The organism is Pseudogemmobacter sp. W21_MBD1_M6, assembly GCF_052119585.1.
Taxonomy (GTDB): Bacteria; Pseudomonadota; Alphaproteobacteria; order Rhodobacterales; family Rhodobacteraceae; genus JBGQOJ01.
Genome location: NZ_JBGQOJ010000039.1, coordinates 1 through 14,684 on the forward strand (window position 1 = coordinate 1; position 14,684 = coordinate 14,684).

The following is a 14,684-nucleotide window of genomic DNA, read 5'->3' on the forward strand; positions in this document are numbered from 1 at the left end:
GTTAGCACGGCTCAGGTCGCCCTCGGCCATAGCGGTCGTGGCGACAGCCATAGCGGAAAGTCCAAAAATTGTGGCGATCATATTCATAATGCTTCCTCTCAAGGAAATGCAGCACGTACTTGTGCTCTTTAAAGCCTTAGAGCCTTTTTGTATTCAGCGCGTTGATCTCAATCAGGCTGCTGCGCAACGAGAAGCGCGTCTAAGAGAGCAAGGCTCTCCACTACCAATCCGACACATGCGTGCAGCGATGCCAGATGGCATCAACCAGACTGCGAAGAGAAGCGTGACCCGGATGAGCGACAATGATCCACGAGAAAGAAGGAAAACGAGCTTGACCCAAACGCCCAATTAGAGAAGCGGCCGTTGGTATAATGGTGCAGCACACGGCAGCTAAGTCCACTCGTCCGCAAATTTGACCTTACCGATAGAGATTTGGCTGGGTTGAGCTAGCCGTACCATGTCGCTGTTGAGCCTGTGGTTTCGACAGGTCCTGTTGCTATTTTTGTTGCCTTTGGATCTTCAACTCTCCGAACGCCTCGCCCGTATCAGCCAATATGGCGCTTGCGCCGGTAAACTGCTGCCATCGCTCAATGGCCACATCGACATAGGCAGGGTTCAGTTCCACGCCATAGCAAACGCGACCGGTTGTCTCGGCGGCGATCAGGGTTGTGCCCGATCCCATGAAGGGCTCATAGACCGCCTGACCCGGGCTGGAATTGTTCAGGATCGGGCGGCGCATGCATTCGACCGGCTTCTGCGTGCCGTGCACAGTGTCGACATCCTGATCCTTATTTGCAATCTGCCATAAGGTCGTCTGCTTGCGGTCGCCGGCCCAGTGGCCCTTGCCGGTCTTGCGTACAGCATACCAACACGGCTCATGCTGCCAATGATAATCCCCACGGCTGAGCACCAGCCGGTCCTTGGCCCAGATGATCTGGGAGCGGATGTTGAAGCCTGATGCGACCAAGCTTTCCGCGACGGTCGCCGCATGTAGCGCGCCGTGCCAGACATACGCAACATCGCCGGGAAACAGCGACCACGCCTCGCGCCAGTCGGCGCGGTCGTCGTTCAGGACCTTGCCGGTCCGCTTGGTCTTGGCGGCACCCGCCTGGTTGCGCCAGCTCGGGTCATAATCGACGCCGTAAGGCGGGTCGGTCACCATCAAGAGCGGCTTCACGTCGCCCAACAACCGCCCAACCACATCTGCACTGGTACTGTCACCACAGATCAGCCGGTGTGATCCGAGTTGCCAAAGGTCGCCTGCGACCGAGACGGGATCCATAGGGGGAACGGGGACGTCATTTTCCCCCTCGACAGCACCGCCATCGCCCAGGGCGTCCGCGTCTTGCAGCAAAGCGTCGAGGTCTGCGTCACTCATTCCCAACAGTGACAGGTCGAAGTCCTCGGCCAGGAGACCGGCGATCTCGTCGCGCAGCATCGCCTCGTCCCAGTCGCCGAGCTCGGTCAATTTGTTGTCCGCGATCCGGTAGGCCCGCCGCCCGGCCTCGTCGAGATGACTGAGCCGGATCACCGGCACGTCGGTCAGGCCCAGCATCGTCGCTGCCAGCACCCGGCCATGCCCGGCGATCAGCTCGCCATCGTCGGCCACCATGCAGGGCACGGTCCAGCCGAACTTCGCCATGCTGGCCGCGATCTTGGCCACCTGATTGGCGCCATGGATCTTTGCATTGCGGGCATAGGGGCGAAGCTGATCAATCGGCCACGTCTCGATCTCGCTTGGCGCGAAGACAAGGTCCATGAGGATGTTCTCGTTCTTGGGGCAGGGCGGACATGCCAATGCGCGCCGCTGTGCTTGTCAGCGGCAGAATGGGGATATGGGATGTCAGAAAAACAAAAAGCGCTCTCGAGGGGGTTCCTCCGGGCGCTATTCTTCGATGATGTAGGTATGAGTCAAGGGGGGCAGCTTTGTCAAACCATTTTTGCGGCTCATGTCATGACCGTTTCGAGCCCCGCGAAACGAGCGCAAAGAGGGTGGCTTCCCTGGCTGGCTAAACTGGCTCGATTTTGGCTTGGGTGGATTCTTGCTTAAATAGTAAAATCCACCTGAAAAGCTATTTCTGCGCGCTCAACGCATTGTAACTAAATAACTTTATTTTGGCTGCTGGCCAAGGTGGCTTCCCCGGTGAAAAAGCCACGCGCTAACGAAATGGCGCGCCAAGCCCCCCGTATACGGATAGGGCCGGGGAGGAACCATGGGAGGGGATAGCTAAACACCAAGGTGCAGGTTTTTGATCGGCCTTCGGAACACATCGGCATGAAGGCAGCCCACTGTGATCTGATGCCCTTTAGTACCCATGCTGATCTCGGACCAGATCAAAGATCACAGCGACAAGTTCACCGTTGGCAGCATTGCAAGCATCGGCCCCGTCCCCTGCGCATGGTGGATGACAAAGCCGATCCGGTTGTTACCAGCCTCTGTGGCGCCGACCTTTGCTGCTTTCATGAGGCTGATCCACTGCGCCGGGTGTCGAGGCGAGAGCGCATCCATACATCATCGCCCTGACGGCGACCAAGACTGCCTTTTGGCGGCATTTGGCCCGCTCTTGGCACGTGATCTCAGTTGATGATTCAAATCAATGTAGGGGTCGCAGCGTGTCATAAAATGAACGCTGTTAAACAATTTTCAGAAAAGGACAAAGATTATGAAACTCACACTTATTTCCGCATTTGCGCTCGCGATGAGCATCGCAGTTCCTAGCGCTATTATGGCGCAGGATCAAACTCAGGACCGTGACCAGCTTCAAGATTGTGGTGCCTTGGGCGAGAGAGATTGCGCCGATCTGTTGAGAATTCGAGATCAACTTAAAGATTGCGACGGCGTGACCTCAGATGCCTGCACGGCTCTTTTGCGGGAGCGCGATCGTTTGCTAGACTGTGCAATTCAGGACCAAACCCAAGATCAAACCAGAGATCAGGACAGGGATTGCGCCCCGGACACAGACAACTCCGGCGGCTCTGGCAAAAACTGAAACCTTTCGGTGTCGCTTCACGCGTTGTGATCGGCACATTTCCCCCAAATCAGAGATGGAGACTATGATGTCTAAATTCATTTCAATTCGCGGCTTGGTCTCAGCAACAACGGTAATTGCAGCATTGGCAAGCGGGTCGATCGTTCTAGCTGAAGGTGACTCTGAAAACGACGACATGATGCAAGTTATGCCATTCGGGTATGGACCCTATGCCGGACGGATAGGAATGATGGCGCGCCCTGTCGATACGGATGGCGACGGGATCGTCAGCGCGGCCGAGGCTTCGACACATGCCAGCGCTGCGTTTGCCCAATTTGACGCTGATGGAGACGGCCAGATCAGCGAAGATGAGTATATCGATAGCGCACCTTCGGGCATGCAGATGGGGCGAAGAAATGTTGAGCGCCTCTATGTAAACCGCACTGGACGGTTCAAAGGGATGGACGCTGATGGCGACGGGGACGTGACATTGGCAGAGTTCGTAGCCAAGGTGCAGGCAAGCTATGAAGCCGCCGACGCCGACAAGGACGGCAAAGTCACAGTGTGGGAATTCCGATCACAACAAAACCCATTCTGAGCCGACGACCGAGTCATTACAAGCTTTCTGCCTGCAGGGCGGAGATGTTTTGATCCGTCGGCGTTGCAACGTTCCGCAACGCCGACGGACAGAGGTGGCTGGGGAAATTTGAACAGTCGGGATAAGTGGATTTTCTGCGCAACGGCAGCATTATGCTGCAAGCGAGGAGAATACCATGACAAGTATCCGTCTTGATCAAGCTGATTTTGGGCTCCAGCAACGATCATCTTTGATCAGAGCGTTTCCTGTTTCGATGAGCTTACGCATGAGGGCTACGATGGCGACTTTGGCTGGCTTTCCGGCTTCGCGAAGCGCGCTGTATTTCGCTTTGAGATCTGGGTTGAACCTCATAGCGACGAGGGCTGGCATGTGGAGGGCGTCGCGTAAGGGTTTTCGTCCGCCGCTGATGAAGGATTTTTCCTTTCCATTGGCCGGACTCACGATTGTGCGGTGCCAGTCCAGCGAGGATAGCCCCTTTGACGCAACCAAGCGTCGCAAAAAGAATAGACGCGCATAGGGTGACGCCCTAAGCGTGGTCCATGACCAGTGCCACCTCTTACACGCCATCCACGGATCGCATCCTTGCGGGTGTAGCCTTGATGGTCGGATTTTGCGTCACTGCTCCGTTGCTGGACGTCGCGGCCAAACTGGCATCAGACAGCGTACCCGTGGGACAGATCACCGCCGCACGCTTTATCGTTCAGTGCGCGCTGATGGCGCCGTTTGTCTGGATCATGGGGCTGTCGTTGCGGGTAGCGCGGGGGCAATGGCTGGCACTGCTATCGCGCGCGGTACTTTTGCTTGCCTCGACCTTTTGCTTTATCGCCGCGATCCGTGTCATGCCGCTGGCCGATGCGCTGGCGATCGTGTTTGTAGCCCCGTTCATCGTGCTGCTGGTGGGGAAATTCTATCTGGGCGAAGATGTCGGGCCGCGCCGCGTGGGGGCGGCGATGGTGGGCTTTGTGGGTGTCCTGTTCGTGATCCAGCCCAGTTTCGCAGCCTTTGGCGCGGTGGCGCTGTTTCCGCTCGGCACGGCGGTCGGGTTCGCTTTCTACATACTGGTCACACGCGGCCTGTCGCGGCGGATGCATCCCGTGACTTTGCAATTCCACACCGGCCTGATCGCCAGCCTTTTGTGCCTGCCAGTGATGATACTGGCCCAAGGCACAGGAGCTGAGTTACTTGATCCGGTCTGGCCCGAAGGGGTTGCGTGGCTCTGGCTGTTGGGGGGCGGGTTTTTCGCCACGCTGAGCCATATGATGATGACCTATGCGCTGTCGCTGGCGCCCTCGGCCACGTTGGCACCACTTCAATATCTCGAACTGCCGGTGGCAACCCTGCTGGGCTATCTGGTCTTCAGCGATTTTCCCAACGCGCTGACCCTGACCGGCATCGGTATCATCATCGGTGCGGGTCTATATATGATCCACCGCGAAAGGGTCACCGCCCGTCAGTTGATCACCGAGCGCGCCGCTCCACCGATTTGAGGCGACTTACGATCTTCAATCAAGAACCCACATCCGACTGGCAACTTGGTACGAGAAGCCGCAGGTTCAGCTGACCGCTCCAGCCCAAACTCGACGTTTGATCTGGCGCTGTCCTCATTGCGCATGATCTGCAGAGACCGGGCGGAAAGTGTGAATTCGCTGCAAGTGCGAAGGGTTCGTGTCAGGGAGGAATAAGTGGCCATTCGCAGCCCATTGCGGCAACCCACGCGCTGACACAATGCTGCGGCGCAGCCCGTCAGAGCGGCCATTCGTGTATCGCACCGCATTCTGTTGAATGAAACGTCGGTCAGCGGACAAAACCGACCTTCATGATGCGAAACGCTATGTCCGCTTTGCCTGCCGGATTTCGAATGCAGCATCAAGAAACGCGATTTCACACGATACGGCATCGTTAAACATCGCAGCTGCTTTGGATCGGCGACAATCATCTATTTCAACCCAAACATTGTCCAACTGATCGCGTAGGTGGGCCACAACATTTTCGAACCCTTCGCCAGTGTGCAAATCTATCCATTCTGAGAACCAAAATGGCAAATCCGTGCTATAGTTTTTATAGCGGTTTGCCCAAGTCAGGTAGCTCCACTCCGCAACAATAAGAACAGCCAGCATTTGTTCATAGCGACCAGAGGTACGCGCTGCATGCATCAGGTCCTGAAACGCGCGGGTCGCTGGAGCGGCCGGTGCGTTTTGATATCCTGTTGACACCTCAAGTGCTTCAAAGCTGCGCAAGAAATATGTATTCTCGGTGCTGGTCACTAGGCCCAAGAACTGCGCCATAGGAACCCCGTCCGCCAATGTCGGAGCATGCGCGATGGCAGTCGCCAAAAGCCGCACAAATTCATCGATGAACTTATAACCCTGAACAAGATACCACCGCATTTTATCCAGCGGCAGAGTGCCGTCGGCCAGCTCTTTGCAGAACGGATGATCCGTTGCGGCATCCCAGTCGTTTTGAGTTGATATTTTCAAAAGATCAGTGGCGCGCATTTTGGTGCTTTCTATGGTTTCGATGTGCCTTGGGCGTAACAGGTCAGCCTGTTGGCCAGCATGCCGACTGCGATGTGTAAAATCACGGTCAGGCACGCGAGAACGATCAAGCTGGCAAACATCAGGTCAATTTTTGCACGACCATTGGCAAGCAGCATCAGATAGCCAAGCCCCTTAGATGCCCCAACCCATTCGCCAATGACCGCGCCAATTGGAGCATAAACTGCCGCAAGCCGTAGACCCGTTCCAAGGCTGGGAAGCGCTTGGGGAATTTGAATGTGCCGCATGAAACTCCACTTTTCTGCGCCCATCGAAATCGACAAATCACGGTATCCGCTGTCGATCCGCGTCAACCCATCGTGGAAAGAGGACGTGACCGGAAAGTAGATAATCAGAACCGCCATCACAATTTTTGATCCCATGCCGTAGCCGAACCAAAGTGTCAGCAAGGGAGCCAATGCAAAAACGGGCACGGCTTGGGTGAACACAAGAATCGGCAACATCAGCCGTTCAACGGTCTTTGACATCGCCAGCTGGATCGCCGTTGCAACGCCAAGTAACGTGCCGATCAGCAACCCAAGCACGACCTCGATCGCTGTGACCCACGAATTTTCTGCAATGATCACGCGGCTTTTGTATGCGGCCTGTGCGACCCGCCAAGGGGACGGCAGGATGAAGTGGGGCGCGTCGGCGACAATGACCAGCACTTGCCACGAAGCTAGCCCGATCAACAAAGCCAGCAAGGTATCCCAAAACCTCATGCGGCAATCCCCCGCAAATACGCGAGCAACTGGGCCTGACATGCGAGTGTTTCCGCTGCGTTGATGTCTCTTAGGGCTGCGGTTTCAGGGACCGGCCAGTTTTGCGTCTCTTGCGCTGACATGACGGTAATTTGATGCGCCAGACGTGCGGCTTCGGCAGGATCATGGGTGACCAATAGAACGGTGCGGTCTTGCAAAACGTCGGTAGCCAGTTCCTGCATGTCGGCCCGTGTGCCTGCATCAAGCGCTGAAAACGGCTCGTCCAGAAACACGATGGGACGATCCTCAAACAGGGTGCGCGCTAGGGCGGCTCGTTGTCGCATTCCGCCAGATAGGGTGGCGGGTTTTTGGTCTGCATGATCCGACAACCCGACCCGATGCAGAAGGTCGAGGGCACGGTCAGCATTCGGGGCCTCACCCCGCAGCCGCGCACCGATACAGACGTTGTCCAACACCGACAACCACGGCAGCAACAAATCCGACTGCGCCATATAACTGATGCGACCCGCAAAGGGCACACCATCAGTGGCCGCAAATGATCCGCTGAATACGCCCCCAGTCTCAAGCCCGAGGATCAGCCGCAGGATCGTTGATTTGCCAACACCTGACCGCCCCAAAAGACAGGTCCATTGTGCGCCGGGGATGTACAGGTCTGTGTTGAATAGAACACGATCACCGATCCGGTGTTGGCCTTTCAACATGATCCCGGGCGATATGTTCATGCGTCGTTCAGGCCCATTTTCCAGAACCCGACTTCCAGTTTTGTCGCAATGCTGAAGCGATCTTGGAGAGCTGCGGCCCGCGGCGATTGAGACAAATCACCGATCCGGCGCGCCACGGCATTGTCTATCATGGTGCCAATATCGGTGCAAACCGCCTGATAATCGGGGTCTGCATAGGTCGCGATCCACGCGGCATAGGGTGTGTCATGGGCCTTACTGCGCGCCAACCGCAAGCCGATTTCACCGTATCCCATGACGCAAGGAACCAATGCCGCCATCAAATCCAAAAAGTCGCCTTGAAGCCCCGCGTCCATCACATAACGTGTGTAGGCCAGGTTTTCGACAGCCTCTTGCGCGGCAAACAATTCGGCCTCGTTAATGCCCTCGGCAGCGCATGTTTTAACATGCAGCGACATTTCATGATTGACCAATGCGTCCACAGTCCCTGCGCAAATTTTCATTTCCTCAAGCGTTTCGGATTTAACGACGGCCAGTGACCACGCGCGGGAAAAATGGACCAAAAACACATAGTCTTGGATCAGATAGTGTAGGAACGCAGAACGCGGCAGGGTGCCGTCGCCCAGCCGTTCGACAAAGGCGTGATGCGTGTAATCATGCCACGGCCCCGCAGCCCCCTCGCGCCAAAGCGCGAAGGTTTCACCATAATCAGGTGCCATCAGTTCGCCGTCACGTCGATAGCGATCTTGGACACAGGGTTTTGCGACGGGATCAGGCCAGCCTCATGCAAGAACGCCTCAAACGTGGCATAGCGGCCTTCGTCCATTGCTGTTGGGCGCAGGGCAAAGCGTGGCAGCGTATCGACCCAAGCTTTGGCGTTCAGCTCGTCTTGCAATTCGGCAGAGGTCCCTGCAAAGATTTTCCAGCTGTCCTCTGGGTGGTTCACAATGTACTGCGTCGCCTTTTCGGTCGCGGCCAAGAAACGGGAGATCATGTCTTTATCCATAGTGTCGGTGTTGGCGACATAGATCAGCTCGTCATAGGATGGCAGCCCTTCTTCTTCGACAAAAAAGCATTTGCCTTCGACGCCTTCGATTTCCATCTGGTTGAGTTCAAAGTTGCGGTACGCGCCGATGACGGCATCAACCTGACCAGACATCAACGACGGTGACAGCGACCAGTTCACATTGACCAGTTCGACATCATCCAAGGACAAACCGTGGTGACGCAGGATCGATCCTAGGACAGCCTCTTCTACGCCGCCGACAGAAAATCCGACCTTCTTGCCTGCCAAATCGGCAGGCGATTGGATCGGGCCGTCGGCGAGGGTCAGCAGGCAATTCAAAGGTGTCGCTACCAATGTTCCGACACGTTGCAAAGGCAGGCCTTCATGGATTTGCAGATGCAGTTGCGGTTGGTATGAAATCGCCAGTTCCGCTTTGCCTGCGGCGACCAGTTTGGGCGGATCCGATGGATCGGCAGGCGCGATGATTTCGACCTCAAGATCCTGTTCGGCAAAGTAGCCCAGTTCTTGCGCCACGATTATCGGGCCGTGGTCCGGGTTGATGAACCAATCCAGCAGAACGGTCATCTCATCGGCGGCCATTAGCGGAGAGGCCGCAAAGGAAAGTGCGACGGTCAAAGAGGTCAGTTTCATATCGGTTGTCTTTCAGTTGGTGGCGTGTCGCCCATTGCAATCAAAGTGATATCGCCGTCCCAATAGGAACGAAGATGCTTGGCAGCTTGCCAAGCGCGCAAACCGGATCGGCACGCGAAGACTGCACGTTGATTGCCGGCCGGAGTTGGTCGTTGATCGGCAAATTGCGCGACGGTTAGACGCCGCGCACCTACGGTAACCGGCGTTACGGCTTCTTTTGCGTCGCGTAACTCGATGACAAAATCGCAGCCTGTGACCTCTGAGACGGCGATGAATGTCAAATCTGCTGCGGGGTCTGGTGCTGTGTCGAACCGGAATCCGCTGGACCGGAAATTTTGCATATCAAAGCGGACCAACTGGCCTAAAGGCGAAGGCGTTTGGCCGATCATATACGCCAATGCCATCTGCGCCTGTGCGGCACCGATCATGCCCACAACTGGCCCCATGACCCCGGCTGTCGCACAGGTCGCCACGCGATCTGGCAGGTCGGGAAACACCGCGCGCAGCGAAGGTGCGGTATGGCAAAAACCGCCGACGTAGCCTGCAAGTCCCAACACGGACGCGCTGATGAGCGGGACGCCCAACGCTTTACACCTATCGGACAGAATGTAGCTGGTGGCAAAGCTGTCGGCGCAGTCCAAAACAAGCGTGCTTTGCCCGATGAAGGTCATCGCGTTTGATGGATCAAGCGCGATTTCAATAGCTTCAATCACGCAATCGTTGTTCAGAGCGCGCAGTGTTTGTGCCGCAACGACGGCCTTGGCCTTGCCAACGTCAGCCTCACGAAACAAGGTCTGCCTGTGGAGATTGGACAGGGACACAACATCGCCGTCTACCAATGTCAGTCGCCCAACGCCTGCCGCGACCAGATATTGCAATACCGGCGCTCCCAAACCCCCAACTCCAACCACAAGAACATGTGCAGCTTGGATTGCAGCTTGGCCCGCATCGCCCACCTCGGGCAGGCAAATTTGACGCGCATATCTAGTCATCGTGTCGCCGCCAGCCATGCGCGTACACGATCCTCCGGGATTTCGTTCAATGTGATGTCAGTGACAGCGGCGACCACATCCGCGCCCGCATCAAATGCACCCGACGCGCGGTCGATCGACATACCTCCGATTGCGATCAGCGGCGTTTCACCGATCAGGTCGCGCCAAGTGGTCAGCTTTGCGAGGCCCTGTTCATGCCACTTCATTTTCTTCAAGATCGTCGGGTAAATCGGCCCCAACGCTATGTAATCAGGGGCAAGCGCCATGGCGCGTTTCAATTCTGCCTTGTCATGCGTGCTGATCCCAAGCCGCAGACTCGCGGCGCGGATAGCTGTGATATCAGCGTCATCAAGGTCTTCTTGCCCAAGGTGGATATAGTCGCAACCAGCATCAATCGCGGCCTGCCAATGATCGTTGATGATCAGTGTGCAGTCGTGGTGCGCACAGATCAGTTTTGCACGTTGGATATGATCGCGTGCCACATCAGGCGCGACATTCTTAATCCGTAATTGCACCAACTTGATCCCAAGCGGGACAAGCCGTTCGATCCAATCGGCACTGTCAAAAATCGGATAAAATCGATCCAATGTCATGCCAAGAACGCCTTTCCTATCACAGGGGTCGATGGGGCCGCCATGTCTCGTGGCTCCATCGGGTCGGCGGCTCGGGCCAATTGACCTGCTTTGATTGCAGTCGCGAACGCCTCAGCCATTGCGGCAGGGTCGCCTGCCTTGGCCACGGCGGTGTTGAGCAGAACGGCGTCAAAGCCCATCTCCATCGCGGCGGCGGCTTGTGACGGCAGGCCGAGGCCTGCATCAATGACCAAAGGCACGTCGGGGAAATGGGCGCGCATGGCCCGCAGTCCAAAAATATTGTTCAGCCCAAGACCCGACCCAATCGGCGCACCCCATGGCATCAAAACTTTGCAGCCTGCGTGCAGCAGCCTGTCGGCAACGACCAAGTCTTCGGTGGTATATGGAAACACCTGAAACCCGTCCTCAGACAGAATGCGCGCGGCTTCAACAAGCCCGAAAACATCCGGCTGTAGGGTGTCTTCTTCGCCAATGACCTCTAGCTTGATCCATTTGGTATCAAACACCTCACGCGCCATATGTGCAGTCGTCACTGCTTCTTTGACGCTGTGACAGCCAGCGGTGTTGGGGAGAATATGCACGCCAAGTTTGCGGATGAGTTGCCAGAAGTCCTGGCCCGCGCGATCCTGCCCGCTTTCGCGGCGCAAGGAGACTGTCGCAACACTGGCACCGCTGCACTTGAACGCATTCGCCAAGATTGCAGGCGACGGGTATTGCGCGGTCCCCAGCATAAAGCCATTTGCCAATGTCGTGCCGTAAAAATCGCGCATGGCCTAACCTCCCTGCATCGGGGCAAGGACTTCGATGGCATCACCTCGCGTAAGGGCATGATCCCAGCGGGCCAGAGCAGGTACAAATGTGCCGTTTACGGCTGTGGCGACTTTGGCATCACCAAACCCCTCGGCTATCAGTAGATCGGCCAATGTGGTGACCTGCGAATCGATTGAGGCACCGTTAAGCTGCAGTTTCATCCATCATCTCCGGAGTTTTGTTGTCAAAAATCAGATCAACCACCATCCGCGCCAAGGCGGGGGCCAAAAGGAAACCGTGCCGGAACAAGCCGTTGGCATGGATCAATTTTCCGTTGCGCCTGATACGCGGTAGGTTGTCGGGAAAGGCAGGGCGGCTATCGACGCCAATTTCAACCACCTCGGCCTCACCAAACGCGGGGTTCAACGCATAAGCGGCACTGAGCAGTTCCAGCAAGGCACGCGCGGTGATATGCTTGCCTGCGTAGCCTTCAATCATCGTCGCGCCCAGCATGAAAATACCGTCGCCACGCGGCACGAGGTAAAGCGGGACACGGGGGTGCAGCAATCGGATGGGGCGAGTTAAGGTGACATCAGGACAGGACAAAACCAACATTTCACCTTTGACACCGCGCAGATCGTGCAGTTTGTCTTTGGCCTGAAACCCTCGGCAATCGATGGTCAAGCCTCGCTGTGCGTATTCATCAGGGTCGGCATCGTCTTGAACAAATGCTGCGCCGTCTGCCAAGACGCTTGCGCGCAATTGGGCAAGAGCAAGGCGAGGGGCAAGGTGGGCTTCGCTCTCAAAGAACAATCCCTTCGTAAAACGATCCCCCAAATCAGGTTCAAGGTTTGAAATTTCAAGCCCATTCACTTGGCGGAAACCGGTTGTGCGCCGGGCGAACCTCGCAAGATCAGATTTGTCGCGGGCCAGAGACACGACAAGTGAGCCGCAACGGTGCACGGCATTGGTTTTTGCTTCCCACCAATCTGTCGCTTCACATCCCAACCGAACAACGGGTTCCTCGGCGCTTTCGCCTTCGCAAAACGGTGCAAGCATGCCGCCCGCCCACCAGGAGCAGGCGTGAGGGCCCGCGTCCGTATGCCGGTCAACCAACACGACATCGGCCCCGCGATCCAACAATGCCCGCGCGACGCAAAGACCGGCAACGCCAGCACCTATGATCGTAGCCGCCGTCATCCCCATTGGCCGTGAAAGTGGTGCACGGGGCCGTGACCCTTTCCGATTTGCAAGGTGTCGGCGGCCTTGATCGCCGCCTGAAGGTATTCGTGTGCCGCAGTCACGGCATCCTTTAGATCAAGCCCTTGTGCAAGGCGTGCCGCGATGGCTGCCGAGTAGGTGCACCCTGTGCCATGGGTGTTGTGTGTGTCGATCCGCGGCGCTGCGAATGTGGCGATAAGGCCGCTCGCATTGACAAGCACGTCTGTGCACCTTCCGCCAACAGCATGGCCACCCTTCATCAGGACGGCCTTCGGTCCCATCTCGATCAGCCGCTGCCCTTGCCTGGCCATCTCTTCGGGTGTTGTCGCCTCGGATGTGTTCAACAACCGCGCGGCTTCGGGTAAATTCGGGGTTAGAAGGCTTGCATGCGGCAGGATCTGCGTGATCAGCGCGGTTACTGCGGCGTCTTGTAAAAGCGCATCGCCCGACTTTGCGATCATCACCGGATCAACGACGATCGGGCCTTCGAACGCAGCCAAGCGTTTAGCCGAGGCTGAAATGTTCGCCACAGAAAACAGCATCCCCAACTTGATCACATCAACACCAAGATCCGATAAGACCGCATCGATTTGCGCGGCAACGATGTCGGCTGGCACCGCATGCACTGCCGTCACGCCTATTGTGTTTTGGGCGGTCACTGCGGTGATGACGCTTGCGCAATACGCCCCGACTGCAGAGACCGCTTTGATGTCAGCCTGCACGCCAGCGCCGCCTCCACTATCGGAGCCAGCAATGGTCAGGACAATCGGGGTGTGTTTTGCCACGGGCACGTCTCCACAGTATGGGCCGTGCCAACGCAAGAATGAGCCTCGTGCGATCTTAGTCGCACAATCTACCCGTTCCCTACGCCGGTATAACCCGGATCAGGTTCGACGGGTCGGTGCGCGCACCTCTCAGCCCAAATGGGCCCCCCGACGGATGATTTCGTTACCGTTTTGCCGCAACTCGCGAGCGAAGCGGTGTTATTCGTCTACTTCGTTATGATAGGATACCGCCAACTGCAATATCCGAAATGACGCATGTTAGCGCTGTGACAGCCAAAGGTGCCCTGATCACATTCTTTCAAATCTTCAAAGCGGGCGTTGGTAAACTATGGAGCCTCATGTAAATTCGACCTAAAATCGACTTGCTGCGCTGCAGAACGGAACTCGGTTTAGAGTTCATCGGGACGTCGGCTTTTAACTTGGTGACTACGCTGCCATATGCTTACGGAACTATTCGTGGGCTTGCACCATCTGATCGAATCGCGTCGTGAGGACGTGCAAGAACACCGTCGACATGCTGGCGGTTGGCACCCTGACTAGCCCAAACCGAGCCGAAGATAACTGCAGCGCCGACAAACTGGAGTGGTGCTAGAGATTGTCCACCAAGCCAAAGCCAGCCAAGGATCACCGCCGTGACAGGGCTCATCATACCCAGCATGGAGACGGCCCCAGGCTCGAGCCTGGCAACGCCCCTGAACCAGATGGCGTAGGTCGCGGCGGCTCCAACAAGACCGAGCCAGACGAGGCCCGCCAGGTTCGAGACCGTGAGCGGCGGCAGCGGCGGTTCGACGATCAGGGCGAACGGCAGCAGGATCAGACCTCCGGCGGTGAGTTGCCAGGCGGTGAAGCTGAGTGCCGAAACGGGCGGCTGCCATTTGCGGCTGAGAACCGTGCCTGCTGCCATCGACGCAGCGCCACCCAGGCCGGCGGCAATGCCGACGGTGTCGAGTGCGGCCTCCGGGCCCACGAGCAGAAGCCCCACACCTAGCACGCCGGTCGCCGCCGTGGCGACGGCTCCCACCCGGATCGGCGTGCCGAGCCATCCGCGCGCCATAAGGATCACCATCATCGCTTGCAGCGACCCGAGCGTCGCGGCGACCCCGCCGCGGAACGTGTCAACGACTTTGAGACAGTGGCCTTTGGAATTTAGGCTTGGGTTTCTTCGGTTGGTTTTGGTGGGTTG

At 57.1% G+C, this 14,684-nt stretch carries 17 protein-coding genes, 1 pseudogene and 1 riboswitch; of the genes and pseudogenes, 4 read left to right on the forward strand and 14 right to left on the reverse strand.

Annotated features, from left to right (window positions below):
* The coding region (locus tag ACEN2R_RS19805; protein WP_442044537.1) for a hypothetical protein at nt 1-352 on the forward strand (352 nt) is incomplete at its 5' end.
* Nucleotides 353-496: 144 nt separating this feature from the next.
* Here the strand turns inward: ACEN2R_RS19805 and ACEN2R_RS19810 are convergent.
* Nucleotides 497-1,759, reverse strand: a complete 1,263-nt coding sequence (locus tag ACEN2R_RS19810) for a site-specific DNA-methyltransferase (RefSeq protein ID WP_442044539.1) — start codon at nt 1,757-1,759, stop codon at nt 497-499.
* 588 nt (nt 1,760-2,347) lie between these two features.
* Nucleotides 2,348-2,509, reverse strand: a pseudogene (locus ACEN2R_RS19815) (phage terminase large subunit family protein); the annotation flags it as partial.
* A gap of 154 nt (nt 2,510-2,663) precedes the next feature.
* Between ACEN2R_RS19815 and ACEN2R_RS19820 the strand changes: the two are divergent.
* The 3 genes from ACEN2R_RS19820 (at nt 2,664) to ACEN2R_RS19830 (ending at nt 5,054) form a co-directional block, all read left to right on the forward strand.
* Nucleotides 2,664-2,990 (forward strand): hypothetical protein, encoded by a 327-nt coding sequence (locus ACEN2R_RS19820; protein ID WP_442044540.1) that lies wholly within the window; start codon nt 2,664-2,666, stop codon nt 2,988-2,990.
* A 67-nt stretch (nt 2,991-3,057) separates the two neighbouring features.
* Entirely contained in the window at nt 3,058-3,567 is a 510-nt protein-coding gene (locus ACEN2R_RS19825; protein WP_442044541.1) for an EF-hand domain-containing protein, read from the forward strand.
* 539 nt (nt 3,568-4,106) lie between these two features.
* On the forward strand, nt 4,107-5,054 hold the full coding sequence (locus ACEN2R_RS19830) for a DMT family transporter (RefSeq protein ID WP_442044542.1): 948 nt from the start codon (nt 4,107-4,109) through the stop codon (nt 5,052-5,054).
* Nucleotides 5,055-5,396: 342 nt separating this feature from the next.
* On the opposite strand, the gene ACEN2R_RS19835 is transcribed toward ACEN2R_RS19830, so the two are convergent.
* From ACEN2R_RS19835 to ACEN2R_RS19890, 12 genes are all read right to left on the reverse strand, one after another.
* Nucleotides 5,397-6,062, reverse strand: a complete 666-nt coding sequence (locus ACEN2R_RS19835) for a TenA family protein (protein ID WP_442044543.1) — start codon at nt 6,060-6,062, stop codon at nt 5,397-5,399.
* 11 nt (nt 6,063-6,073) lie between these two features.
* Nucleotides 6,074-6,823 carry an ABC transporter permease gene (locus ACEN2R_RS19840; RefSeq protein WP_442044560.1) on the reverse strand — a complete coding sequence of 250 codons (750 nt, stop codon included), beginning with the start codon at nt 6,821-6,823 and terminating at the stop codon, nt 6,074-6,076.
* Entirely contained in the window at nt 6,820-7,545 is a 726-nt protein-coding gene (locus ACEN2R_RS19845) for an ABC transporter ATP-binding protein (protein WP_442044545.1), read from the reverse strand. The genes ACEN2R_RS19840 and ACEN2R_RS19845 overlap by 4 nt, the downstream gene beginning before the upstream one ends.
* Nucleotides 7,542-8,222 carry a thiaminase II gene (gene tenA / locus ACEN2R_RS19850; RefSeq protein ID WP_442044547.1) on the reverse strand — a complete coding sequence of 227 codons (681 nt, stop codon included), beginning with the start codon at nt 8,220-8,222 and terminating at the stop codon, nt 7,542-7,544. The genes ACEN2R_RS19845 and tenA overlap by 4 nt, the downstream gene beginning before the upstream one ends.
* The gene (locus ACEN2R_RS19855; RefSeq protein ID WP_442044549.1) at nt 8,222-9,160 is read right to left on the reverse strand and encodes an ABC transporter substrate-binding protein; all 939 of its coding nucleotides are present in this window, start codon (nt 9,158-9,160) and stop codon (nt 8,222-8,224) included. Before ACEN2R_RS19855 ends, tenA begins: the two co-directional genes overlap by 1 nt.
* Nucleotides 9,157-10,170, reverse strand: a complete 1,014-nt coding sequence (locus ACEN2R_RS19860) for a HesA/MoeB/ThiF family protein (protein ID WP_442044550.1) — start codon at nt 10,168-10,170, stop codon at nt 9,157-9,159. Before ACEN2R_RS19860 ends, ACEN2R_RS19855 begins: the two co-directional genes overlap by 4 nt.
* A complete protein-coding gene (locus tag ACEN2R_RS19865) occupies nt 10,149-10,745 on the reverse strand; it encodes a thiamine phosphate synthase (RefSeq protein WP_442044552.1) in 597 nt (198 codons plus the stop codon). Before ACEN2R_RS19865 ends, ACEN2R_RS19860 begins: the two co-directional genes overlap by 22 nt.
* A complete protein-coding gene (locus tag ACEN2R_RS19870) occupies nt 10,742-11,515 on the reverse strand; it encodes a thiazole synthase (protein WP_442044554.1) in 774 nt (257 codons plus the stop codon). The genes ACEN2R_RS19865 and ACEN2R_RS19870 overlap by 4 nt, the downstream gene beginning before the upstream one ends.
* A 3-nt stretch (nt 11,516-11,518) precedes the next feature.
* Nucleotides 11,519-11,716, reverse strand: a complete 198-nt coding sequence (gene thiS, locus ACEN2R_RS19875) for a sulfur carrier protein ThiS (protein WP_442044556.1) — start codon at nt 11,714-11,716, stop codon at nt 11,519-11,521.
* A complete protein-coding gene (locus tag ACEN2R_RS19880; protein ID WP_442044562.1) occupies nt 11,700-12,695 on the reverse strand; it encodes an FAD-dependent oxidoreductase in 996 nt (331 codons plus the stop codon). The genes thiS and ACEN2R_RS19880 overlap by 17 nt, the downstream gene beginning before the upstream one ends.
* Entirely contained in the window at nt 12,692-13,501 is an 810-nt protein-coding gene (thiD, locus tag ACEN2R_RS19885; RefSeq protein ID WP_442044557.1) for a bifunctional hydroxymethylpyrimidine kinase/phosphomethylpyrimidine kinase, read from the reverse strand. The genes ACEN2R_RS19880 and thiD overlap by 4 nt, the downstream gene beginning before the upstream one ends.
* Nucleotides 13,502-13,560: 59 nt before the next feature.
* A riboswitch (TPP riboswitch) is annotated at nt 13,561-13,661 on the reverse strand.
* Between the two features lie 282 nt (nt 13,662-13,943).
* Nucleotides 13,944-14,684 (reverse strand): DMT family transporter (locus ACEN2R_RS19890; protein WP_442044558.1); only part of this gene is annotated, 741 nt, incomplete at its 5' end.

What these genes read in the sequence shown, in the direction of transcription:
- ACEN2R_RS19810 (WP_442044539.1), bottom strand. Translation starts at nt 1,759, where the DNA reads ATGGACCTTGTCTTCGCGCCAAGCGAGATCGAGACGTGGCCGATTGAT.
- ACEN2R_RS19820 (WP_442044540.1), top strand. Translation starts at nt 2,664, where the DNA reads ATGAAACTCACACTTATTTCCGCATTTGCGCTCGCGATGAGCATCGCA.
- ACEN2R_RS19825 (WP_442044541.1), top strand. Translation starts at nt 3,058, where the DNA reads ATGTCTAAATTCATTTCAATTCGCGGCTTGGTCTCAGCAACAACGGTA.
- ACEN2R_RS19830 (WP_442044542.1), top strand. Translation starts at nt 4,107, where the DNA reads ATGACCAGTGCCACCTCTTACACGCCATCCACGGATCGCATCCTTGCG.
- ACEN2R_RS19835 (WP_442044543.1), bottom strand. Translation starts at nt 6,062, where the DNA reads ATGCGCGCCACTGATCTTTTGAAAATATCAACTCAAAACGACTGGGAT.
- ACEN2R_RS19840 (WP_442044560.1), bottom strand. Translation starts at nt 6,823, where the DNA reads ATGAGGTTTTGGGATACCTTGCTGGCTTTGTTGATCGGGCTAGCTTCG.
- ACEN2R_RS19845 (WP_442044545.1), bottom strand. Translation starts at nt 7,545, where the DNA reads ATGAACATATCGCCCGGGATCATGTTGAAAGGCCAACACCGGATCGGT.
- tenA (WP_442044547.1), bottom strand. Translation starts at nt 8,222, where the DNA reads ATGGCACCTGATTATGGTGAAACCTTCGCGCTTTGGCGCGAGGGGGCT.
- ACEN2R_RS19855 (WP_442044549.1), bottom strand. Translation starts at nt 9,160, where the DNA reads ATGAAACTGACCTCTTTGACCGTCGCACTTTCCTTTGCGGCCTCTCCG.
- ACEN2R_RS19860 (WP_442044550.1), bottom strand. Translation starts at nt 10,170, where the DNA reads ATGGCTGGCGGCGACACGATGACTAGATATGCGCGTCAAATTTGCCTG.
- ACEN2R_RS19865 (WP_442044552.1), bottom strand. Translation starts at nt 10,745, where the DNA reads ATGACATTGGATCGATTTTATCCGATTTTTGACAGTGCCGATTGGATC.
- ACEN2R_RS19870 (WP_442044554.1), bottom strand. Translation starts at nt 11,515, where the DNA reads ATGCGCGATTTTTACGGCACGACATTGGCAAATGGCTTTATGCTGGGG.
- thiS (WP_442044556.1), bottom strand. Translation starts at nt 11,716, where the DNA reads ATGAAACTGCAGCTTAACGGTGCCTCAATCGATTCGCAGGTCACCACA.
- ACEN2R_RS19880 (WP_442044562.1), bottom strand. Translation starts at nt 12,695, where the DNA reads ATGACGGCGGCTACGATCATAGGTGCTGGCGTTGCCGGTCTTTGCGTC.